This window comes from Pseudomonas sp. E1BtOHC1 (assembly GCF_058744285.1).
Map to the genome: position 1 here is coordinate 1,299,853 of NZ_CP196023.1, position 22,194 is coordinate 1,322,046.

Annotated in this window: 16 protein-coding genes and 1 pseudogene; 12 read left to right on the forward strand and 5 right to left on the reverse strand. The window is 62.1% G+C overall.

The genetic code is table 11. From position 1 onward, the window contains the following. Positions 1-129: 129 nt before the first annotated feature. On the reverse strand, positions 130-2,562 hold the full coding sequence (locus tag ACSSVC_RS06020; RefSeq protein ID WP_346634622.1) for a penicillin-binding protein 1A: 2,433 nt from the start codon (positions 2,560-2,562) through the stop codon (positions 130-132). A gap of 219 nt (positions 2,563-2,781) precedes the next feature. Between ACSSVC_RS06020 and pilM the strand changes: the two genes are divergently transcribed. From pilM to hemE, 11 genes and pseudogenes are all read left to right on the forward strand, one after another. Further along, entirely contained in the window at positions 2,782-3,831 is a 1,050-nt protein-coding gene (gene pilM, locus ACSSVC_RS06025) for a type IV pilus assembly protein PilM (protein ID WP_446439524.1), read from the forward strand. Further along, positions 3,831-4,397, forward strand: a complete 567-nt coding sequence (locus ACSSVC_RS06030; protein ID WP_492612074.1) for a PilN domain-containing protein — start codon at positions 3,831-3,833, stop codon at positions 4,395-4,397. Before pilM ends, ACSSVC_RS06030 begins: the two co-directional genes overlap by 1 nt. Further along, a complete protein-coding gene (locus ACSSVC_RS06035) occupies positions 4,394-5,017 on the forward strand; it encodes a type IV pilus inner membrane component PilO (RefSeq protein WP_492612075.1) in 624 nt (207 codons plus the stop codon). Before ACSSVC_RS06030 ends, ACSSVC_RS06035 begins: the two co-directional genes overlap by 4 nt. Then, on the forward strand, positions 5,014-5,541 hold the full coding sequence (locus ACSSVC_RS06040) for a pilus assembly protein PilP (RefSeq protein WP_492612076.1): 528 nt from the start codon (positions 5,014-5,016) through the stop codon (positions 5,539-5,541). Before ACSSVC_RS06035 ends, ACSSVC_RS06040 begins: the two co-directional genes overlap by 4 nt. A gap of 191 nt (positions 5,542-5,732) precedes the next feature. After that, positions 5,733-6,992 (forward strand): annotated as a pseudogene (locus ACSSVC_RS06045) (type IV pilus secretin PilQ); the annotation flags it as partial. 4 nt (positions 6,993-6,996) lie between these two features. Next, positions 6,997-7,515, forward strand: coding sequence for a shikimate kinase AroK (aroK, locus tag ACSSVC_RS06050; protein ID WP_011058824.1), 519 nt, complete (start codon positions 6,997-6,999; stop codon positions 7,513-7,515). A 146-nt stretch (positions 7,516-7,661) separates the two neighbouring features. Continuing rightward, a complete protein-coding gene (gene aroB, locus ACSSVC_RS06055; RefSeq protein ID WP_346634470.1) occupies positions 7,662-8,762 on the forward strand; it encodes a 3-dehydroquinate synthase in 1,101 nt (366 codons plus the stop codon). Between the two features lie 10 nt (positions 8,763-8,772). Next, positions 8,773-10,356, forward strand: a complete 1,584-nt coding sequence (locus ACSSVC_RS06060) for an SPOR domain-containing protein (RefSeq protein ID WP_346634471.1) — start codon at positions 8,773-8,775, stop codon at positions 10,354-10,356. A 348-nt stretch (positions 10,357-10,704) separates the two neighbouring features. Continuing rightward, a complete protein-coding gene (gene gltB / locus ACSSVC_RS06065; RefSeq protein ID WP_346634472.1) occupies positions 10,705-15,153 on the forward strand; it encodes a glutamate synthase large subunit in 4,449 nt (1,482 codons plus the stop codon). Between the two features lie 124 nt (positions 15,154-15,277). After that, positions 15,278-16,696 (forward strand): FAD-dependent oxidoreductase, encoded by a 1,419-nt coding sequence (locus ACSSVC_RS06070; RefSeq protein ID WP_402889766.1) that lies wholly within the window; start codon positions 15,278-15,280, stop codon positions 16,694-16,696. A gap of 211 nt (positions 16,697-16,907) precedes the next feature. Beyond that, positions 16,908-17,975 carry a uroporphyrinogen decarboxylase gene (gene hemE / locus ACSSVC_RS06075; RefSeq protein ID WP_492612077.1) on the forward strand — a complete coding sequence of 356 codons (1,068 nt, stop codon included), beginning with the start codon at positions 16,908-16,910 and terminating at the stop codon, positions 17,973-17,975. A 266-nt stretch (positions 17,976-18,241) separates the two neighbouring features. Here hemE and ACSSVC_RS06080 read toward each other — a convergent pair whose 3' ends face one another. After that, a complete protein-coding gene (locus tag ACSSVC_RS06080; RefSeq protein ID WP_492612555.1) occupies positions 18,242-19,453 on the reverse strand; it encodes an MFS transporter in 1,212 nt (403 codons plus the stop codon). 168 nt (positions 19,454-19,621) lie between these two features. Between ACSSVC_RS06080 and ACSSVC_RS06085 the strand changes: the two genes are divergently transcribed. Next, the gene (locus ACSSVC_RS06085; protein WP_346634476.1) at positions 19,622-20,521 is read left to right on the forward strand and encodes a LysR family transcriptional regulator; all 900 of its coding nucleotides are present in this window, start codon (positions 19,622-19,624) and stop codon (positions 20,519-20,521) included. On the opposite strand, the gene ACSSVC_RS06090 is transcribed toward ACSSVC_RS06085, so the two are convergent. The 3 genes from ACSSVC_RS06090 to ACSSVC_RS06100 form a co-directional block, all read right to left on the reverse strand. Beyond that, positions 20,489-20,980 carry an excinuclease gene (locus tag ACSSVC_RS06090; protein ID WP_346634477.1) on the reverse strand — a complete coding sequence of 164 codons (492 nt, stop codon included), beginning with the start codon at positions 20,978-20,980 and terminating at the stop codon, positions 20,489-20,491. The two genes, ACSSVC_RS06085 and ACSSVC_RS06090, sit on opposite strands and share 33 nt — an antisense overlap. 234 nt (positions 20,981-21,214) lie before the next feature. Further along, the gene (locus tag ACSSVC_RS06095) at positions 21,215-21,661 is read right to left on the reverse strand and encodes an excinuclease (protein ID WP_233321703.1); all 447 of its coding nucleotides are present in this window, start codon (positions 21,659-21,661) and stop codon (positions 21,215-21,217) included. A gap of 62 nt (positions 21,662-21,723) precedes the next feature. Next, positions 21,724-22,173, reverse strand: coding sequence for a hypothetical protein (locus tag ACSSVC_RS06100; RefSeq protein ID WP_346634478.1), 450 nt, complete (start codon positions 22,171-22,173; stop codon positions 21,724-21,726). Positions 22,174-22,194 lie beyond the last annotated feature (21 nt).

Sequence of the window (22,194 nt, forward strand, 5' to 3'; positions counted from 1 at the left end):
GGGGCTTTTTTGTGGGCGCCTTGCACCCTGTCACAGAGTTGCCGTAGGAGCGGGCCCGCCCGCGAAGAGGTTGGTGAGCCAAGTACAACACTCATCGACCTTTTCGGCGGCACGCCGGCTCCTGCTGGCTTAGAACAGATCGATCGGTGCCGCCTCGTCTGCCGGCAACGGGCTGCCCGGAGCGACGCCATTGCCCAGTTCGTTGACCGAGGGCGGAGTGTCTTCGCTCTTGAACAGTTCGAAGTACGCATTCGGCGTGCCCGGGGTGGCCGCGCGGCCGCTGACCGGGTCGACCCGCAGGCTGAGGATGCCTTCCGGCTCCGCTTGGGTGTGCGCGGGCTTGCCCTTGAGGGCGGCCCCCATGAAGTTCATCCAGATCGGCAAGGCCACAGTACCGCCGTATTCGCGGCGTCCCAGGCTTTCCGGCTGGTCGAAGCCGGTCCACACGGTGGTCACGTAGTCGGCGTTGTAGCCGGAGAACCAGGCATCCTTGGATTCGTTGGTGGTACCGGTCTTGCCGGCCAGGTCCGTGCGGCCCAGTGCCAGGGCCCGGCGTCCGGTGCCCAGCTTGATCACGTCCTGGAGCATGCTGTTGAGGATGTAGGTGGTGCGCCCGTCAATGATCCGCTCGGCAACTGCCGGAGTCTGCACCGGGGCCTGGATCGGACTTTCGCCCGCCGCGGTATTGACCGTGAAGTTGTGTTCCGGCGCCGCAATGCCGCTGCTGGTTGTATCTCCGGTGGGGACGCTGGGCGGGTTGGCGCTGAACAGCATCTCGCCGTTGCGGCTTTCAATCTTGTCGATGATGTACGGGGTGATCTTGTAGCCGCCGTTGGCAAAGGTGCTCCAGCCGGTGGCGATCTCCATGGGCGTCAGGGTCGCGGTGCCCAGTGCCAGGGACAGGTTGCGCGGCAGGTCCTGCTTGTTGAAGCCGAACTTGCTGATGTAGTCGATGGTGTGGTCCACGCCCATGCTCTGCAGCAGGCGGATCGATACCAGGTTGCGCGACTTGTACAACGCTTCGCGCATGCGGATCGGGCCGAGGAAGGTATTGGTGTCGTTCTTCGGACGCCAGACCTTGTCCAGGTACTCGTCGACGAACACGATCGGCGCGTCATTGACCAGGCTGGCCGCGGTGTAGCCATTGTCCAGGGCTGCGCTATAGACGAACGGCTTGAAGCTCGAACCGGGCTGGCGCTTGGCCTGCATCGCACGGTTGTAGTTGCTCTGCTCGAAGGCAAAGCCCCCGACCAGCGCACGGATCGCGCCGTTTTGCGGGTCCAGGGTCACCAGGGCACCCTGGGCGACCGGGATCTGGCTGAACTTCAGCGAATTGTCCGCCTGGCGCTGTACGCGAATCAGATCGCCGACCTGGGCCACGTCCGCTGGCTGGCGAGGGACGGCGCCCATGCTGTTGGTGTTGAGGAACGGCCGGGCCCATTTCATGGTGTCCCAGGCCACGTGCTCCTCGCCGTTGCGAGTCAGCACTTGCACGCCGTTCTTCTCGACCTGGGTGACGATCGCCGGCTCCAGGCCGCTGATGGTCCGCTGCTTGGTCAGCTCGGTGGCCCAGGCCGCCTGAGTCTTGCCTGGCAGGCGGGACTCCGGCCCACGATAGCCGTGGCGCTGGTCGTAGGTCATCAAACCTTCGTGGACCGCGGTATTGGCCATTTCCTGCAGGTCGCTAGGCACTGTGGTGGTGACCCGGAAACCTTCGGTATAAGCGTCGCTGCCATAGCGGCCGACCATTTCGGCGCGGGCCATCTCGGCGATGTACGGCGCGTTCACTTCCGGTGTCGGTACGTGATAGCTGGCGTTCAACGGCTCGTTGATGGCTTCGGTGTAGGCCGCCTCGGTGATCTTGCCGAGCTTGTACATGCGCCCCAGGATCCAGTCGCGGCGTTCCTTGCTGCGCGCCGGGTTGGCCAGGGGGTTGAAGCGTGAAGGGGCCTTGGGCAGGCCGGCGATCATCGCCATCTGCGCCAGGCTCACGTCGCGAATGGACTTGCCGTAATACACCTGGGCCGCAGCCTCGATACCGTAGGCGCGGTTACCCAGGTAGATCTTGTTGACGTACAGCTCGAGGATCTCGTCCTTGGTCAACTGCCGTTCGATCTGCAGGGCCAGGAGAATTTCCGTGGTCTTGCGTGAAAAGCTGCGCTCGCTGCTGAGGAAGAAGTTCTTCGCCACTTGCATGGTGATGGTGCTGCCGCCGGACTGAATGTGTCCGCTTTTGACCAATTGGGTCGCAGCACGCATCAGGCTGCTGGGGTCAACTCCGTAATGGTTAGCGAAGTTGTCGTCTTCAGCACTTAGTAACGCATTGATGAAGTTGGGGGGAATTTCGGCGAAACGTATAGGGGTGCGGCGCATTTCGCCAAATTCTGCGATCAACTTGCCGTCGCTGCTGTACACCCGCAGAGGAATCTGCAACTGGATACTTCTCAGGGCCTCAACCGAAGGAAGGCCGGGACTAAGATAGAGAAACGCACCGGAGAGGGCGAGAAGCAGCCCGCAGAACACAGCGACGATGGACCACCCGAAAAACTTCAGCAGACGAATCAAGGCTTTTGGATTTCCAGAGAAAGGAATGAATTAGGCGTCAGGGCATTCAAGGTAATCAGGGACCGACCCACGCAGCAGGAAAAGCGGAAAAAAAACGCTGGGCATTATAAGCATTTTCCGCCGAGAGCGTCATTTGCCCGTCTGTCAAGACGTGGCGATTGAGCGCAACTGAGTTTGGGAAGTCCGTAAGTTACGGATAGTCATAGGGAAATGATCGTGCTTGGACTCTTCAGCAAAAAGTCGGGTTCCCTGCTGGGGATCGATATCAGTGCGACATCGGTCACGCTTCTGGCTCTGAGTCGCCAGGGGCGTAGTTATCGGGTCGAGGCTTATGCCAGGGAAGACCTGGCCCCGGACCCGTTCGGCGCCGATCCCGAGGCGCTGGCCAGGGTGTTGTCCCGGGCCTGGCTCAAGAGCGGCAGCCGTCGCAAGGGTGTGGCTGTAGCGGTGGCTGGTGAGGCAGTGATCAGCAAACTGATCGAGATGCCGGCCGGGCTCGGCGACGATGAGCTGGAACATCAGCTCAAGCTGGAGGCGGCCCAGTACATTCCTTATCCCCTGGAAGACGTGGCCACCGATTTTGAGGTCCAGGGCGCCGTGCCCGGCGATCCTCAGCGGGTTCAGGTGCTGCTGGTAGCCTGCCGCTACGAGGATGTCGAATCCCTGGAAGTGCCAATGACCCTGGCTGGCCTGACGCCAAGGGTGGTGGATACCGCGCCCCTGGCCCTGCAGCGTTGCTTGTCGATGCTGACTGGGTCGATGCCGTCTGCATCGCCCTTGGCTGTGGCGCTGCTGGACATAGGTGTGGATATGACCACGTTCTGCGTGATGCATGGCCAGCGAATCATCTATAGCCGGGAGCAGTTGTTTGGCAGTCGACAGCTGAACCAGGCGCTGGAGCGCCGCTATGCGCTGACCCTGGATCAGGCCGTGCAGGCCGAGCGCCAGGGCCGATTGCCCCAAGGTTGCGCCGAGGACGTGCTGCGACCGTTCGAGCAAGAGTTGCTGCAGCAGGCGCATCGTTCCTTGCAGCTGTTTGCCGAGTCGCCGCAACAACAGCCTGTTGAGCGGTTGCTGCTGGCCGGTGACGGCAGCCGCTTGACTGGCCTTGATGGTCGGGTGGCGGAGCAAGTGGGAGTCGCCACGGTCATCGCCGATCCCTTCGCCAGCATGTCCATTGCTCCCCAAGTGGATGCCCGGGCGCTTGCCGACCAGGCGCCGAACCTGTTGCGTGCCTGCGGTCTGGCCCTGCGAGGGCTCGACTGATGACTGGTATCAACCTTCTTCCTTGGCGGGAGACCGCGCGAGCAATGCGCCGTCGACGTTTCCTCCAGGCACTGGCGGCAATGCTGGTCCTGGGCCTGGGGTGTGTGCTCCTGGCTGATGCCTGCATCGATCGGATGATCGGTCGGCAACAGGCCCGCAACCAGTATCTGAGGCATGCGACAGCTGATCTGGATAGCCAAATCGCCAGCATTCGCCAGCTCAAGGCCCAGCGTCAGCAACTGGTGGCGCGCATGGGGATCATTGAGGAGTTGCAAGGCAATCGCTCGGCCAGTGTGCGGATTTTTCAGCAGTTGGCCCGCAGCCTGCCCGATGGCGTGTACTTCACCGCGGTGGACCTGCTGGGGCAGAACCTGAGCATTAGTGGGGGCGCGGAGTCCAATAACCGGGTCTCTGAGCTGATGCGCAATTTGCAGTCTGCCGAGGGATTTGCCGCTCCCAGTCTGACCGAGGTGAAAAATGTTGTGGCGGCGGATCAGGGGGTGGGCAATCTGTTTCGACTCAGCATCGGGCTGCTGCCCCTGCTGCCGGAGGAGGCGCAGCGATGAGCCGGGGGCATTGGTTGGCGCAGCTGCGTGGTACCGATCTGCGGGAGCTGGAACTGAGCAACCTCGGTTCCTGGCCGAGTCCGATCAAGGCGCTGCTGGCGGTCTTGCTCCTGCTGCTGACCTTGCTGGCAGGCTACGGCTTTTACCTGAGCCCGCATCTGGAGGCGCTGGGGCAGCAGCGCCGAGAGGAGCATCGATTCAAATTGCAGTTCGCCGACAAAGCCGGAAAGGTCGCCAATCTTCAGCGCTATCGTGAGCAAATAGGGGGCATGCAGGACAGCTTCTCTCTGTTGTTGCGTCAGTTGCCCAGCGATACCGAGGTCCCGGGACTGCTGGAAGACATCAGCCGAGTGGGGCAGGGCAGCGGCCTGGCGTTCGAGGAGATCAAGCTGCAACCGGAGGTGGTCCGGGATTTCTATGTCGAGCTACCGATTCAGATCGCGGTCACCGGTGCCTATCACGACCTGGCGACTTTCGTCAGTGGCGTCGCCGTTCTGTCGAGAATCGTCACCTTGCATGATTTTCAGATCAGTCCCGTGGACCGGGGCAACCCCACACAACTGCGCATGAGCATCGAGGCGCGGACCTATAGGTACGACAGTCGGGAGCCGCACTCATGAGCGGTTGGCGTTGCTGGGTGTCCGGTTGTTTCTGTGTGGCGCTGCTGGGTTGCGAAGGTGGTGCCGATTTTGCCGACCTGGATGCCTATATGAGTGAGGTGAGCCTGCAATCGCCAGGGGCGATTGATCCGGCTCCGGTCATGCGGTCCTACCCCTCGGTCACCTACAGCGCCAGTGCGCTGCGCAGCCCGTTTCGCCCGCCACAAAGAATCGACCTGATCATTGGTCGACGGGGTACGAGTGCTGTCCGGCCCAATCCGCAGCGGGTCCGGCAACATCTGGAGAGCTTCGATATCGAGCAGTTGCAAATGGTCGGGAGCCTGTTCCATGCCTCCGGCCGTTTTGCCCTGTTGCGCAGTGCCGGCGGTGTCTTTCCCTTGCGGGTCGGTGATTACCTGGGGAGAAACGAGGGTCGGATAGTGGCCATCAGCGAGTCCCGGGTGGACGTGGTGGAAATTGTCGCCGATGGAGCGGGAGCCTGGCAGGAGCGACCGCGGACACTGTCTCTGAAAAAACACTCTTAAGTGGAATCTGCAAAATGAACAGGACTGTTTCAGCCTTCGGTGTGGCGCTATGGATAGTGCTGCTGGCATCGCTGGTTGGCACCACCGAGCTCAGGGCCTTCGCTTCTGAGGAGCGCAATCGCTTTCCAAACAGCCCCACGGCCACGCCGGCAATCACTGGCGTTTCAGGCGAGGGCGCAACTCGTCCGCCCGGTGAAAAGCTGTCGCTGAATTTCCAGGACATCGAGGTGCGCGCGGTATTGCAACTGATCGCCGATTTCACCGGACTCAACCTGGTGGCCAGTGACTCCGTGCAAGGCAGCATCACTTTGCGCTTGCAGAACGTGCCCTGGGATCAGGCTCTGGATCTGGTGCTCAAGACCAAGGGGCTGGATAAACGCAAGGTCGGCAACGTCTTGTTGGTGGCTCCGGCGGATGAGATCGCGGCCCGGGAGCGCCAGGGGCTGGAGTTGCAGAAGCAGTTGGAAAACCTGGCGCCCCTGCGACGGGACCTGCTGCAGGTCAATTACGCCAGGGCCGCGGACATCGCCAGGCTGTTCCAGTCAGTGACCGGTAGCGAGGAGAAGGCTAGCGAGCGGGGTTCCATCACCGTGGATGAACGCACCAACAACATCATTGCCTACCAGACCCAGGAGCGCCTCGATGAGTTGCGGCGCATGGTCATGCAGCTGGACGTCCCGGTGCGTCAGGTGATGATCGAGGCGCGGATCGTCGAGGCCAACGTCGACTACGACAAGAGTCTGGGGGTGCGCTGGGGCGGCTCGCTGCAAAACAGGGGCAACTGGAATGCCTCCGGGGTGCAGAGCAGCGCCAAGGGCTCCTCGACCATAGGCACCCCCGGCAGCAGTGGCAGCCACTCGCCCTTCGTCGATCTGGGCACCACGGGCAACACCTCGGGCATCGGCATTGCCTACATCACTGACAGCGTGCTGCTGGACCTGGAGCTGACCGCCATGGAGAAGACCGGCAACGGTGAAATCGTGTCCCAGCCCAAGGTGGTCACCTCGGACAAGGAAACCGCGAGGATTCTCAAGGGCACCGAGATTCCTTATCAGGAAGCCAGTTCCAGTGGCGCCACTTCGGTGTCGTTCAAGGAGGCCTCGCTGTCTCTGGAGGTAACGCCGCAGATCACCCCGGACAATCGCATCATCATGGACGTCAAGGTCACCAAGGATGAGCCGGACTACTTGAACAAGGTTCAGGATGTGCCGCCGATCAAGAAGAACGAGGTCAATGCCAAGGTCCTGGTCATTGATGGCGAGACCATCGTCATCGGTGGGGTTTTCTCCAATACCCAAAGCAAGGTTGTAGATAAAGTGCCATTTCTTGGCGATGTGCCGTATCTTGGCCGCCTTTTCCGGCGTGACGTGGTGTCGGAGAAAAAATCCGAGCTGCTGGTATTTCTCACTCCGCGTATCATGAACAACCAGGCGATTGCTGTGAGTCGTTGATTCTGTGCGAAATTTGATTCTTGTTGGGCCGATGGGGGCTGGAAAAAGCACCATAGGTCGCTTACTGGCCAAAGAGCTGCGCCTGCCATTCAAAGATTCCGATAAGGAAATTGAACTGCGTACAGGCGCGAATATTCCGTGGATCTTCGATAAAGAAGGCGAGCCGGGCTTTCGCGACCGCGAGCAGGCGATGATCGCCGAGCTCTGTGGCACCGACGGTGTGGTCCTGGCCACCGGCGGTGGCGCGGTGATGCGCGAAGCCAATCGGCGGGCGCTGCATGCCGGTGGACGAGTGGTCTATCTGCATGCTTCGGTTGAACAACAGGTAGGGCGCACTGCCCGGGACCGCAATCGTCCCTTGCTGCGCACCGCCGATCCGGCCAAGACCCTGCGCGACCTGTTGGAAATCCGTGACCCGCTTTATCGGGAAATCGCCGATCTGGTGGTGGAAACCGATGAGCGGCCGCCAAGAATGGTGGTGCTGGACATACTCGAGCGCCTTCAGCAGTTGCCACCCCGTTAATGCGTCGAGCGAAATGCGCTATTCTCGGCGTCGCGCCATGACCGCCAAGGTGTGGCGCAGAGCTATCGGGCAGCGTCAGAAGACCAGACGAGGCCCATCGTCAATACAAGGCACAACGCCTGCTTCCATCTTCACTGTGGGGACACATGCAGACACTTAAGGTCGATCTAGGCGAGCGCAGCTACCCGATTCACATTGGTGAAGGACTGTTGGACCGGCCCGAGCTGCTGGTGCCCCATATCGCTGGGCGGCAAGTGGCGATCATCTCCAATGAGACCGTTGCGCCGCTGTACCTTGAGCGTCTGACCCGCAGCCTGGCGCAGTTCTCGGTGATATCGGTGGTCCTGCCCGATGGCGAGGCCTACAAGAACTGGGAAACCCTGCAACTGATTTTCGACGGCTTGCTCACTGCGCGCCACGACCGCCGGACCACCATCATTGCCCTCGGTGGCGGGGTGATCGGCGACATGGCCGGCTTCGCCGCAGCCTGCTATCAGCGCGGCGTGGACTTTATCCAGATTCCTACCACCCTGCTGTCCCAGGTGGACTCCTCGGTGGGTGGCAAGACGGGCATCAACCACCCCCTGGGCAAGAACATGGTTGGCGCCTTCTATCAGCCGAACGTGGTGCTGATCGATACCGCCAGCCTCAATACCCTGCCGAACCGCGAATTGTCGGCAGGCCTGGCGGAAGTGATCAAGTACGGCCTGATCTGCGATGAGCCGTTCCTGACCTGGCTGGAAGAGAATGTCGATCGCCTGCGGGCCCTGGACCAGCAGGCGCTGACCTATGCCATCGAACGCTCCTGCGCGGCCAAGGCTGCGGTGGTCGGTGCCGACGAGCGTGAATCGGGGGTGCGCGCCACCCTCAACCTGGGTCATACCTTCGGCCATGCCATCGAGACTCATATGGGCTACGGTGTCTGGCTGCATGGTGAAGCGGTGGCTGCTGGCACCGTAATGGCCCTGGAAATGTCCGCGCGCCTGGGCTGGATCACCAGTCAGGAGCGTGACCGCGGTATTCGCCTGTTCCAGCGTGCGGGCTTGCCGGTCATCCCGCCTGAAGAGATGACCGAAGCGGACTTCCTCGAGCATATGGCAATTGACAAGAAAGTGATCGACGGTCGTTTGCGTCTGGTGCTGTTGCGCCGCATGGGCGAAGCCGTAGTGACCGACGATTATCCGAAAGAGGTTTTACAGGCCACGCTGGGAGCGGATTACCGCGCCCTGGCTCAGCTTAAAGGTTAATAAGATCCCGATGACTAGTTTGCACGCCGACGAGGCTTTCCTCGGCCATTACCAGTTGAGCCATGATCCTTTCGCTCCCCGGGTCCCTGGCTTCAAATTCTTTCCTGCCCAACGCAAGCCTGTGCTGGGGCAGTTGCATCACCTGGCGCGTTACAGCCAGCTGCTGCTGGTGGTCACCGGCCCTCAGGGCAGTGGCAAGACACTGTTGCGTCAGGCATTGGTCGCCAGTACCAACAAGCAATCAGTGCAAAGCGTGGTGGTTTCCGCCCGTGGCGCTGGCGATGCTGCCGGGGTGTTGCGCCAGGTAGCCCAGGCCCTGAATGTGGCCCAGGCCGAGATCGGCGCAATCCTCGCCCAAGTGGTGCAACTGGCCCTGACCGGCCAGGAAGTCTACCTGCTGGTGGATGATGCCGAGCAGCTTGACGAGTCTGCGCTTGAGGCCCTGCTGGCCCTGGCGGCGGGCGCTCCGGAAGGCCGCCCTCACGTATTCCTGTTCGGCGAGTCGTCGTTGATTGCGGCCCTGGATCAGTTGAACACCGAGGAAGAACGCTTCCACGTTATCGAGTTGCAGCCTTACGCCGAAGAGGAAACCCGTGAATATCTGGCCCAACGCCTCGAAGGCGCGGGTCAGGGCATCGAACTTTTCTCCGCAGATCAGATCAGTGATATTCACGAAAGCTCCGATGGCTGGCCGGGCAACATCAACCAGGTCGCCAGGGATGCAATGATCGAAGCCATGATCGCCAGCCGCTCTGCGGTCAAGCGTCCAAGTATGGGGTTCAACATGCCGAAGAAACACGTATTGGCCATTTCCGCTGTAGTGGTTGTGGCCGTGGCTGCAGCCTGGTTGATGCCGGGTCGCAGTAAGGCGCCAACCACCGGGGCTCCGGCCAGCGAGCAAGCGCAACTGCCACTGGGGCAGACGCCGACACCGAATGCCAATGGCAATCCATCGGTGGAATTTGCCGGTTCGTCTCAGCCGATGCCGCTGCCGTTGGTCGGCCAGTCGCAACCGGTCATGCGCGGTCCTCTGGCTGAAGCCGCAGGCGGTATCGCTGAGGGCGACGATGGGGTTCCTGTGGAAGGCTCCAGCGCCGTTCCGCCAACCGTGACCACCACCGCGCCACCTGCTGGTGCAGTGGCCGGCCCTGCACCGACTCCGGCGGCACGTCCGACTCCGGCTCCGACCCAGGTCGCCACTGCCAAGCCGACGCCTGCGCCTAAGCCGGCAGAGAAACCGGTCGCTGCCAAGCCTGCTCCAGCCGCCAAGCCGGCAGAAAAGCCGGTCACTGTAGCCAAGGCTGCCGGTGGCAGCTGGTACGCCGGTCAGGCGCCAGGCAACTACGTGGTGCAGATCCTCGGCACCAGCTCGGAAGCCACCGCACAGAATTTCGTCAAGGAACAGGGCGGCGAATACCGCTACTTCAAGAAAGTCCTCAACGGCAAGCCGCTGTATGTGATCACCTACGGCAACTTCTCCAGCCGCGATGCAGCGGTCAGCGCCATCAAATCCTTGCCAGCGAAGGTTCAGGCTGGTAAACCTTGGCCTCGCACTGTCGCTAGCGTTCAACAAGAACTGGCAACAACTCGCTGAAGATTCGGCGGCCTTACCCAGGCCGCCTCTCCCGGCAACCTCAAATTTCCGCATCGGCATGCTGCCTTACAGGCCGCGTGCCTTGTGGTGTCTGCGTCACAGTAGTTTTTGAGTCGCGGCAGTCAAAAACAAAACTTTTTGACTAGCACAGCATATCGCTTTAAAACGTTCATAAATGCGACATGAATTTACGACAGATCGTCGCTAAATTTGTGGGGCTTTGTGTCGGTGTGTACAATGACCTCCCTTTTGCCCCCGCAAAGCTGGCGTACGTTCGGCGCGGATGGCAAGTGGTTGAATTGAAAAGAAATTTGTCTCGATAAGAGGCAGCCTGGTGAGAAAGTGTCTATGAAAGCAGGTCTGTACCAACCAGATGAATTTAAGGATAACTGTGGTTTCGGCCTGATAGCCCATATGCAGGGCGAACCCAGTCATACCCTGTTGAAAACGGCCATTGAGGCCCTGACCTGCATGACCCACCGCGGTGGGATCAACGCGGACGGCAAGACCGGCGACGGTTGCGGTCTGCTGATGCAAAAGCCCGACCTGTTCCTGCGCGCAGTCGCCACGGAGCATTTCGGCGTCGATCTGCCCAAGCAATATGCAGTGGGCATGGTGTTCTTCAACCAGGACCCGGTGAAAGCCGAGGCCGCTCGCGAAAACATGAATCGCGAGATCCTGGCCGCCGGCCTGCAACTGGTGGGCTGGCGCAAAGTACCGATCGATACCAGTGTGCTCGGGCGTCTGGCCCTGGAGCGCCTGCCACAGATCGAACAAGTGTTCATCGGCGGCCAGGGTCTGAGCGACCAGGACTTCGCCATCAAGCTGTTCAGCTCCCGTCGTCGCTCCTCGGTAGCCAACGCCGCCGACACCGACCACTACATCTGCAGCTTTTCCCACAAGACCATCATCTATAAAGGCCTGATGATGCCGGCGGACCTCGCCGCCTTCTATCCGGACCTGGGTGACGAGCGCCTGCAAACCGCGATCTGCGTGTTCCACCAGCGCTTCTCCACCAACACCTTGCCGAAATGGCCGCTGGCCCAGCCATTCCGCTTCCTCGCCCACAACGGCGAAATCAACACCATTACCGGCAACCGCAACTGGGCCGTGGCCCGGCGCACCAAGTTCGCCAACGACCTGATCCCGGACCTGGAAGAACTCGGCCCGCTGGTCAACCGCGTGGGTTCCGACTCCTCGAGCATGGACAACATGCTGGAGCTGATGGTCACCGGCGGCATCGACCTGTTCCGCGGCGTGCGCATGATCATTCCGCCCGCGTGGCAGAACGTCGAGACCATGGACGCCGACCTGCGCGCGTTCTACGAATACAACTCGATGCACATGGAACCGTGGGACGGCCCGGCCGGCGTGGTCATGACCGACGGCCGCTATGCCGTCTGCCTGCTGGACCGCAACGGCCTGCGTCCGGCCCGTTGGGTCACCACCCAGAACGGCTTCATCACCCTGGCTTCGGAAATCGGCGTGTGGAACTACCAGCCCGAGGACGTGATCGCCAAGGGCCGGGTCGGCCCGGGTCAGATCTTTGCCGTGGACACCGAAACCGGGCAGATCCTCGACACCGACGCCATCGACAACCGTCTCAAGTCCCGTCATCCGTACAAGCAATGGCTGCGCAAGAACGCCCTGCGCATCCAGGCCACCATGGAAGACAACGACCACGGTTCGGCCTTCTACGACGTCGACCAGCTCAAGCAGTACATGAAGATGTACCAGGTCACCTTCGAGGAGCGTGACCAGGTGCTGCGTCCGCTGGGCGAGCAGGGCTACGAAGCCGTGGGCTCCATGGGCGACGACACACCGATGGCGGTGCTGTCCCAGCGCGTGCGTACCCCTTACGACTATTTCCGCCAGCAGTTCGCCCAGGTCACCAACCCGCCGATCGACCCGCTGCGCGAAGCCATCGTCATGTCCCTGGAGATCTGCCTCGGTGCCGAGCGCAACATCTTCCAGGAATCGCCTGAGCATGCTTCGCGGGTGATCCTCAGCTCGCCGGTGATCTCCCCGGCCAAGTGGCGTTCGCTGATGAACCTCGATCGCCCGGGCTTCGAGCGCCAGGTCATCGACCTCAACTACGACGAGAGCGTCGGTCTGGAAGCGGCGATCCGCAACGTCGCTGACCAGGCTGAAGAAGCTGCGCGCGCCGGCCGCACCCAGATCGTCCTCAGCGACCGCCATATCGCGCCGGGCAAGCTGCCGATCCACGCTTCCCTGGCCACGGGGGCGGTGCACCACCGCCTGACCGAAAAAGGCCTGCGCTGCGACTCCAACATCCTGGTGGAAACCGCCACTGCCCGCGATCCGCACCACTTCGCGGTGCTGATCGGTTTCGGCGCCTCGGCGGTCTATCCGTTCCTGGCCTACGAAGTGCTGGGCGACCTGATCCGTACCGGTGAAGTGCTGGGCGACCTCTACGAGGTGTTCAAGAACTACCGCAAGGGCATCACCAAGGGCCTGTTGAAGATCCTGTCGAAGATGGGCATCTCCACCATCGCCTCCTACCGTGGCGCGCAGCTGTTCGAAGCCATCGGCTTGTCCGAGGAAGTTTGCAACCTGAGCTTCCGTGGCGTGCCGAGCCGGATCAAGGGCGCACGTTTCGTCGACATCGAAGCCGAACAGAAAGCCCTGGCGACCGAAGCCTGGAGCCCGCGCAAGCCGATCCAGCAAGGCGGTCTGCTGAAGTTCGTCCACGGTGGCGAATACCACGCCTACAACCCGGACGTGGTCAACACCCTGCAAGCCGCCGTGCAGCAGGGCGACTACGCCAAGTTCAAGGAATACACCGCGCTGGTGGACAACCGTCCGGTGTCGATGATCCGCGACCTGTTCCAGGTGAAGACCCTGGACACGCCGATGGACATCAGCCAAGTCGAGCCCCTGGAATCGATCCTCAAGCGCTTCGACTCCGCGGGTATCTCCCTGGGAGCCCTGTCGCCGGAGGCCCACGAAGCCCTGGCCGAAGCGATGAACCGCCTCGGCGCGCGTTCCAACTCCGGTGAAGGCGGTGAAGACCCAGCGCGCTACGGCACTATCAAGAGCTCCAAGATCAAGCAAGTGGCCACTGGCCGCTTCGGCGTGACCCCGGAGTACCTGGTCAACGCCGAAGTGCTGCAGATCAAAGTCGCTCAGGGCGCCAAGCCCGGCGAAGGCGGCCAGCTGCCCGGTGGCAAGGTCAACGGCCTGATCGCCAAGCTGCGCTACGCAGTCCCCGGCGTGACCCTGATCTCGCCACCGCCGCACCACGACATCTACTCGATTGAAGACTTGTCGCAGCTGATCTTCGACCTCAAGCAGGTCAACCCTCAGGCCCTGGTCTCGGTGAAGCTGGTGGCGGAAGCCGGCGTTGGCACCATCGCTGCCGGTGTGGCCAAAGCCTATGCCGACCTGATCACCATCTCCGGCTACGACGGCGGCACTGGCGCTTCGCCGCTGACCTCGATCAAGTACGCCGGTGCACCGTGGGAACTGGGCCTGGCGGAAACCCACCAGACCCTGCGTGGCAACGACCTGCGCGGCAAGGTCCGGGTACAGACCGACGGCGGCCTGAAAACCGGCCTCGACGTGATCAAGGCCGCCATCCTCGGCGCCGAAAGCTTCGGCTTCGGCACCGCGCCGATGATTGCCCTAGGCTGCAAATACCTGCGTATCTGCCACCTGAACAACTGCGCCACCGGCGTGGCCACCCAGAACGAGAAGCTGCGCAAGGATCACTACATCGGCACCGTCGACATGGTGGTGAATTTCTTCACCTACGTCGCCGAGGAAACCCGTGAGTGGCTGGCCAAGCTCGGCGTGCGCTCCCTGGAACAACTGATCGGTCGTACCGATCTGCTGGAAATCCTCGAAGGCCAGACCGCCAAGCAGCACCACCTGGACCTGACCCCGTTGCTGGGCAGCGACCACATCCCGACGGACAAACCGCAGTTCTGCCAGGTGGACCGCAACCCACCGTTCGACAAGGGCCTGCTGGCCGAGAAAATGGTCGAGATGGCGCGTTCGGCGATCAACGACAAGAGCGGTGCCGACTTCGCCCTGGATATCTGCAACTGCGACCGTTCCATCGGTGCGCGGATCTCCGGTGAAATCGCCAAGCTCCACGGCAACCAGGGCATGGCCCAGGCGCCGATCACTTTCCGCTTCAAGGGCACTGCGGGGCAGAGCTTCGGCGTGTGGAACGCCGGTGGCCTGAACCTCTACCTGGAAGGCGATGCCAACGACTACGTGGGCAAGGGCATGACCGGCGGTAAGCTGGTCATCGTTCCGCCCAAGGGCAGCGTCTACAAGACTCAGGACAGCGCCATTATCGGCAACACCTGCCTGTACGGCGCCACCGGCGGCAAGCTGTTCGCCGCCGGCACCGCGGGCGAGCGATTTGCCGTGCGTAACTCCGGTGCCCACACGGTGGTGGAAGGCACTGGCGATCACTGCTGCGAGTACATGACCGGTGGTTTCGTCTGCGTCCTGGGCAAGACCGGTTACAACTTCGGCTCAGGCATGACCGGCGGTTTCGCCTACGTGCTCGACCAGGACAACACCTTCGTTGACCGGGTCAACCACGAACTGGTGGAAATCCAGCGGATCAGCGGCGAAGCGATGGAAGCCTATCGCAGCCACCTGCAGCGCGTGCTGAACGAGTATGTCGAGGAAACCGACAGCGAATGGGGTCGTAACCTCGCTGAGAACCTCGACGACTACTTGCGTCGCTTCTGGCTGGTCAAGCCCAAGGCGGCGAGCTTGAAGTCTCTGCTCTCCAGTACTCGCGCGAATCCGCAGTAACGCAGCTGCAGGCTACGAGCCTCAAGCGGCAAGCTTGAAGCTCGTGCGCGGTGTGCCGACTTAATGTGATTGTCTTGCAGCTTGAAGCTCGTCGCTTGAGGCTGTCGTAAAGAGGTTCCTGAACATGGCCGAACGTCTCAATAACGACTTCCAGTTCATCGAGGTCGGGCGTAAAGACCCGAAGAAGAAACTGTTGCGTCAACGCAAGAAAGAGTTCGTGGAGATCTACGAACCCTTCAAACCCCAGCAGTCGGCCGACCAGGCCCACCGCTGCCTGGGTTGCGGTAACCCGTACTGCGAATGGAAGTGCCCGGTGCACAACTTCATTCCCAACTGGCTCAAGCTGGTGGCCGAGGGCAACATCCTCGCCGCCGCCGAGCTGTCACACCAGACCAACACCCTGCCGGAAGTCTGCGGCCGGGTCTGCCCGCAGGATCGTCTGTGCGAGGGTGCCTGCACCCTCAACGACGGCTTTGGCGCGGTGACCATCGGTTCGGTGGAGAAGTACATCACCGACACCGCCTTCGCCATGGGCTGGCGTCCGGACATGTCCAAGGTCAAGCCCACCGGCAAGCGCGTAGCGATCATCGGTGCGGGCCCGGCAGGCCTGGGCTGTGCCGACGTGCTGGTGCGTGGCGGCGTGACCCCGGTGGTGTTCGACAAGAACCCGGAAATCGGCGGTCTGCTGACCTTCGGTATTCCCGAGTTCAAGCTGGAAAAGACCGTGCTGAGCAATCGCCGCGAAGTCTTCAGCGGCATGGGCATCGAGTTCCGCCTCAACACCGAGGTGGGCAAGGACGTGACCATGGAGCAGCTGCTCGCCGAATACGATGCGGTGTTCATGGGCATGGGCACCTACACCTACATGAAGGGCGGCTTTGCCGGTGAGGATCTGCCGGGCGTGTATGACGCGCTGGACTTCCTGATCGCCAACGTCAACCGCAACCTGGGCTTTGAAAAGTCGCCGGAAGACTTCGTCGACATGAAAGGCAAGAAGGTCGTGGTGCTGGGCGGTGGCGACACCGCGATGGACTGCAACCGCACCTCGATCCGCCAGGGCGCCAAGTCGGTGACCTGCGCCTATCGTCGTGACGAAGCCAACATGCCCGGTTCGCGCAAAGAGGTGAAGAACGCCAAGGAAGAAGGCGTGAAGTTCCTCTACAACCGCCAGCCGATTGCCATTGTCGGTGAAGACAAGGTCGAAGGCGTGAAGGTGGTCGAGACCCGTCTCGGCGCGCCGGACGCCCGTGGCCGCCGCAGCCCCGAGCCGATCCCGGGCTCCGAAGAGATCATCCCGGCCGACGCCGTGGTCATCGCCTTCGGCTTCCGCCCAAGCCCGGCGCCGTGGTTCGAGCAGTTCGACATCCAGACCGACAGCCAGGGCCGCGTCGTGGCCCCGGAACAGGGCAAGTTCAAGCACCAGACCAGCAATCCGAAAATCTTTGCCGGTGGCGACATGGTGCGCGGTTCTGATCTCGTGGTGACGGCGATCTTCGAAGGGCGTAACGCCGCCGAAGGCATCCTCGACTACCTGGGCGTCTGACCCACCTTGCAGGAGCCGGCTGGCCGGCGAACAACGATAACGCGGTGCTGTTGATGCACCGCGTCGATCGCTTCGCCAGCAAGCTGGCTCCTACGGGGGCCGTGCCCGTCCCCGTGACAAATTGACCCCATAGACATAAAGAAACGGCTCTTGCCGTGCCTTTTGTGTCGCGCTCTGAGAAAATGCCCCCACTTTTTTTCCGGATGCCGACATGACTGCCCTGAAGAACGACCGTTTCCTTCGTGCCCTGCTCAAGCAACCCGTAGACGTCACCCCGGTGTGGATGATGCGTCAGGCTGGGCGCTACTTGCCTGAATACCGTGCCAGCCGCGCCAACGCCGGTGACTTCATGAGCCTGTGCATGAACCCGGAGTTCGCTTGCGAAGTCACTCTGCAGCCTCTGGACCGCTATCCACAGCTGGATGCGGCCATCCTCTTTTCCGACATCCTCACCATCCCCGATGCCATGGGCCAAGGCCTGTACTTTGAAACCGGCGAAGGCCCGCGCTTCAAGAAAGTGGTCAGCACCCTGGCCGACATCGAAGCCCTGCCGATCCCCGATCCGCAAAAGGACCTGGGCTATGTGATGGATGCGGTCAGCACCATTCGTCGCGAACTCAATGGCCGGGTGCCGTTGATCGGTTTTGCCGGCAGCCCCTGGACCCTGGCCACCTACATGGTTGAAGGCGGTTCGTCGAAAGACTTCCGCAAGTCCAAGGCCATGCTCTACGACAACCCGCAAGCCATGCACCTGCTGCTGGACAAGCTGGCACAGTCGGTGACCTCCTACCTCAACGGACAGATTCTGGCCGGTGCGCAGGCGGTGCAGATTTTCGACAGCTGGGGCGGCAGCCTCTCGGCGGCGGCCTATCAGGAATTCTCCCTGGCCTACATGCGCAAGATCGTCAACGGGCTGATCCGCGAGCACGACGGGCGCAAGGTTCCGGTGATCCTGTTCACCAAGGGCGGCGGCCTATGGCTGGAAAGCATCGCTGACGCCGGTGCCGATGCCCTGGGCCTGGACTGGACCTGTGACATCGGCGAAGCCCGTCGCCGTGTCGGCAACAAGGTTTCCCTGCAAGGCAACATGGACCCCACCGTGCTTTACGCCAATCCGCAGGCGATCCGCAGCGAAGTCGCGCGCATCCTCGCCAGCTACGGCACCGGCAGCGGCCACGTGTTCAACCTGGGCCATGGCATCACCCCGGAAGTGAAGCCGGAGCACGCCGGAGCCTTCCTGGAAGCGGTGCACGAGTTGTCGGCGCAGTACCACGCATAAGCGCCACCCCATGAAAAACGCCCGGCACCTGCCGGGCGTTTTCATTGGCGGACACTTTTTTGTAGGAGCCAGCTTGCTGGCGAATGGGGCTTCGAGACTTGCCCCTGCCTGACGGCCGCCTTCGCTGGCAAGCCAGCTCCTACAAGGGCCATTGGCTACGATCCGCCCTGTGTAGGAGCCAGCTTGCTGGCGAATGGGCCCTCGAGACTTGCACCTATCTGCTGGCCGCCTTCGCCGGCAAGTCAGCTCCTGGCACAAGCCCGTTCCTATAGAGGGGGCAGTTTGGCCAGCTTCATGGCGATCAGCAGGGCTCCAATCAGCAAGGCGCCGATAAACAGGCCGATGCCGTTCCAGCCCGCCAGGTGCCAGAACACGCCACCAGCGGTTCCGGCAATGCTCGAACCCGCGTAGTAGCTGAACAGGTACAGCGATGAGGCTTGGCCCTTGGCCTTGGTGGCCCGGCGGCCGATCCAACTGCTGGCCACCGAGTGGGCACCAAAGAAGCCGAAAGTGAACAGCAGCATGCCGATCAGCACCAGGGACAGCGGGGTCAGCAGGGTCAGGGCGATCCCCGCCAGCATCAGTACGATGGTGCCCCACAGCACTCGGCGTCGGCCCAGTTGATCCGCCAGGGCGCCGATCTTCGCCGAGCTGTAGATCCCCGAGAGGTAGACCACCGAGAGCATCCCGACCCAGGCCTGGCTCAGGTGATAGGGCTCGGCCAGCAGGCGGTAGCCGATGTAGTTGAACAGGGTGACGAAGGCCCCCATCAGCAGGAAACCTTCGAGGAACAGCCAGGGCAGGCCGGCATCGCGAAAGTGCATGGTAAAGCCGTCCAGCAGGCTGCGTGGGTGCAGCGAGCGGGGGCGGAAGTTGCGTGACTCGGGAAGGATGCGCCAGAACACCGCGGCGGCGATCAATGCCAGGCCGCCGATCACCAGCATCGCCGTGTGCCAGCTGACAAAGTCGATCAGCACGCCGGTAATCAGTCGCCCGCTCATGCCGCCAATGGCATTGCCGCCGATGTACAGGCCCATGGCCAGGCCGATGTGCTGGGGGTGAATCTCTTCGCTGAGGTAGGTCATGGCCACTGCCGCCAGCCCGCTCAGGGACAGCCCCACCAGCGCCCGCATCACCAGCACTCCCTGCCAGCTGGGCATCAGTGCGCTGGCGATGGTGCACAGGGCGGCGGCGAGCAATGCTGCGACCATCACCGGCTTGCGGCCGATGCGATCGGAAATGGGCCCGGTGATCAGCAGACCGATGGCCAGCATGCCTGTCGACACCGAGAGGATCAGGCTGCTTTGCGCCGCATTGATGGAAAACTCCCGGGACAGCAACGGCATCATCGGTTGCACGCAGTACAGCAGGGCGAAGGTGGCAAAGCCCCCGGAGAACAGCGCCAGCACCGTACGCATGAACATCGGTGTGCCTTTCTCGATATAGACCTCGTTGAGTTGGGCGACCACTTCGTCCAGGGGCGTAGAGGGAAGGGTGTGGGCAAGGGGGGCAACAGCGGTTTTCACGGGGACCTCGGGGGAGCACAGCCGGTCAGGCAATGGAAAAAAGCATATAGCTGGCTAATGATCATTTCCAATATATTGTTCGACCTGTTTGATAGCTTTAACGACTCATTGGAATTGCCCATGGAATTGCGTCATTTGCGCTACTTCATCGCCGTCGCCGAAGAGCTGCACTTCGGCCGTGCGGCCCAGGCTCTGGGTATCTCCCAGCCGCCTCTGAGCCAGCAGATCCAGGCCCTGGAGCAGGAGGTGGGCGCCCGGCTGTTCGAGCGTACCAATCGTCGGGTCGAGCTCAGCGAGGCTGGGCGTCTGTTCCTCGAAGAGGCGCGCCTGGTGCTGGCCCAAGTGGACAAGGCGGCAGACGTGGCGCGGCGTGCGCAGTTGGGTGAGCTGGGGGAGTTGAAGATCGGCTTCACCTCGTCGGCGCCGTTCAATTCGACCATTCCCCAGGCGATCTTTGCCTTTCGCCAGCGCTTTGCAGCCGTGCACCTCAAGCTCAAGGAAATGAGCAGCACCCAGGTGGCTGAAGCCTTGGTGGACCAGACGATCCAGGTGGGCATCATGCGGCCCTTGCCCTTGCCGGACTCCCTGTCGGTGGTGGAGCTGCTGCGCGAGCCGCTGGTGGCGGTGCTCAGTTCCAAGCATCCGCTGGCCAGCGGCAGTGAAGAAGGCCTGTACCTGGCGGCGCTGGCCCAGGAGCCTTTTGTGTTCTTCCCCCGCAGTTATGGCAGCGGCCTGTATGCCCAGTTGCTGAGCCTGTCCCGGGATGCCGGTTTCACCCCGCATTTCGCCCAGGAGGCGGCGGAAGCCATGACCATTATCGGTCTCGTGGCCGCGGGTCTTGGGGTCTCGGTACTGCCGGCGTCCTACCAGCGCATGCGCATCGATGGCGTGGTCTATCGCCGGCTGCTGGACCCAGAGGCCATGTCGGCGGTGTGGCTGGTACAGCGCAAGGACCAGTGTTCGCCCATGGCCAAGGCCTTTGTCGAGCTACTGACGCGCAAGACCGGGGCCACGCCCTGAGGGGCTGTTGGGACGCACCGGGGTCTGCAGGAACACCAGGTCGCCGCGCAGGGCGACTCCCGCCATCAGCACCCCGGCGTGGCATTCGTAGGTGTTGAGGTCCTTGCGTACGTGGTGTTTGTAGTAGCTGACGATGTTGGTCACCGCGTTGGCGCCAACTCGCTTGGCTGCGGCTTGCAGGGTGATCAGCGCCGATTGCAAAGCCCACTCGCAGGCGGCGATATCGCTCTTGTTGAAGGCATTGGTCTTCTTGTTGGTGGTCACTTCGGTGAGCCGTACCCGGAGCACTGGTGGCAGCGGGTTGCCGGCCAGGTGGAAGCTCACGCTGCCATCCAGGCGCCCGGCGCGCTCGGCGTCGGCCACGACTTTTTCGAAGGGCATGTACATCAGGTTGGTGGCCTGGCTGGTGGGGCTCAGGACCGCTAGCAGGGCCAGGGCAATCAGCGCTTTCACTTGCATGGTCGGCTCCTTGACGGACGTGAAAGAAGAGCCACTGTCACGCCGGCCGAGGTCCGATCGCAGCGCTTGGCTCCCGCAGGCGGCGTTGGCCCGGCCTGCTGTTGCGAGTGTAGACGGCGCTGGCCGGGCTCCTGAAAAAATCCCGGAAACGCAAAGGGCGCCCCAGCAGGCTAGGTGAAAACGCAGTAGTTTTCACACAGCCTGCCAGGCGCCCTTTTGGTTTTCAGCCGCAGCTCACTGGACCTTGGACAGATCCCCGCGCAGCGCGACGCCAGCCATGATGGCGCCAGCATGGCACTCATAGGTGGTGGCGTCCTTGCGCTCACGGCTCTTGTAGAAGCTGGCGATGTCGGTCACGGCATTGGCGCCGACCTTCTTCGCCGCTTCATGCAGGGTGATCAGCGCCGACTGCAAGGCCCACTCGCAGGCCACCTGGTCGGCCTTGCCGAAGGCATTGGTCTTCTTGTTGGTCACGGCGCCCGGGCTCAGCACGCTGACCTTGCCGGCCGGCTTGTTGCCCGCCAGGTAGAACTTCACGCTGCCATCGATCTTGCCGGTGCTGATGGCCTCGGCCACCACCTTGTCGAAGGGCAGGTACAGGGCGGTATCGCGGGCCTGGCTGATGCCGGGCAGGGTGCACAGCAGCAGGGTGGCGGTGGCCGCCAGTGTCTTCAAACGCATCGCATTCTCCATGACATTAAAGGGGGTGAAGCAGCCCTGTGACCGGGGTCACAGGGAGGGGCTCATTGCGCGGCCGGGAAGCTTTTGGCCGCCGCGTCGGACAGCTGTTGCGCGGTCCGCTCGTTCTGGTTGTCCCGCAGTTCGCGCAGGATGCCCTTGTCCAGCAGGCGCACCCAGCGGATGTAGTTCTTGTGGATCTTGCCGTCCTTGTAATCCAGGTCGCGGCTGTCGCGGTAGACGATCTTGTAGAAGCTGGCGGAGTACTGGATATCGATCTCGGCGTGGAACTGTTCACGCACGGTGATCTCGGCCTGGATCAGCTCCGGGCTGATGCGCTGCACCGTCCACTTGCGGGCCACCAGATTCTTCAGGATCGCTTGTTTGACCTGCTCCTGGTCGGCCTGGATGGTGGCCGGGATCACTCGGTTGGGGGTGTACATGCGCTTGCTGGTGCAGGCGGTGACGCTCAGCAGGGCGAGGACGATGAGGGTGGCGCGAAACAGGGAAGACATTCCATTTCTCCAGTGAGGTGA

Bases quoted from the DNA above. Each gene is read 5' to 3' on its own strand.
- ACSSVC_RS06030 (WP_492612074.1), top strand. From the start codon at position 3,831: ATGACTGGTATCAACCTTCTTCCTTGGCGGGAGACCGCGCGAGCAATG.
- ACSSVC_RS06035 (WP_492612075.1), top strand. From the start codon at position 4,394: ATGAGCCGGGGGCATTGGTTGGCGCAGCTGCGTGGTACCGATCTGCGG.
- ACSSVC_RS06040 (WP_492612076.1), top strand. From the start codon at position 5,014: ATGAGCGGTTGGCGTTGCTGGGTGTCCGGTTGTTTCTGTGTGGCGCTG.
- aroB (WP_346634470.1), top strand. From the start codon at position 7,662: ATGCAGACACTTAAGGTCGATCTAGGCGAGCGCAGCTACCCGATTCAC.
- ACSSVC_RS06060 (WP_346634471.1), top strand. From the start codon at position 8,773: ATGACTAGTTTGCACGCCGACGAGGCTTTCCTCGGCCATTACCAGTTG.
- gltB (WP_346634472.1), top strand. From the start codon at position 10,705: ATGAAAGCAGGTCTGTACCAACCAGATGAATTTAAGGATAACTGTGGT.
- ACSSVC_RS06070 (WP_402889766.1), top strand. From the start codon at position 15,278: ATGGCCGAACGTCTCAATAACGACTTCCAGTTCATCGAGGTCGGGCGT.
- hemE (WP_492612077.1), top strand. From the start codon at position 16,908: ATGACTGCCCTGAAGAACGACCGTTTCCTTCGTGCCCTGCTCAAGCAA.
- ACSSVC_RS06085 (WP_346634476.1), top strand. From the start codon at position 19,622: ATGGAATTGCGTCATTTGCGCTACTTCATCGCCGTCGCCGAAGAGCTG.
- ACSSVC_RS06090 (WP_346634477.1), bottom strand. From the start codon at position 20,980: ATGCAAGTGAAAGCGCTGATTGCCCTGGCCCTGCTAGCGGTCCTGAGC.
- ACSSVC_RS06095 (WP_233321703.1), bottom strand. From the start codon at position 21,661: ATGCGTTTGAAGACACTGGCGGCCACCGCCACCCTGCTGCTGTGCACC.
- ACSSVC_RS06100 (WP_346634478.1), bottom strand. From the start codon at position 22,173: ATGTCTTCCCTGTTTCGCGCCACCCTCATCGTCCTCGCCCTGCTGAGC.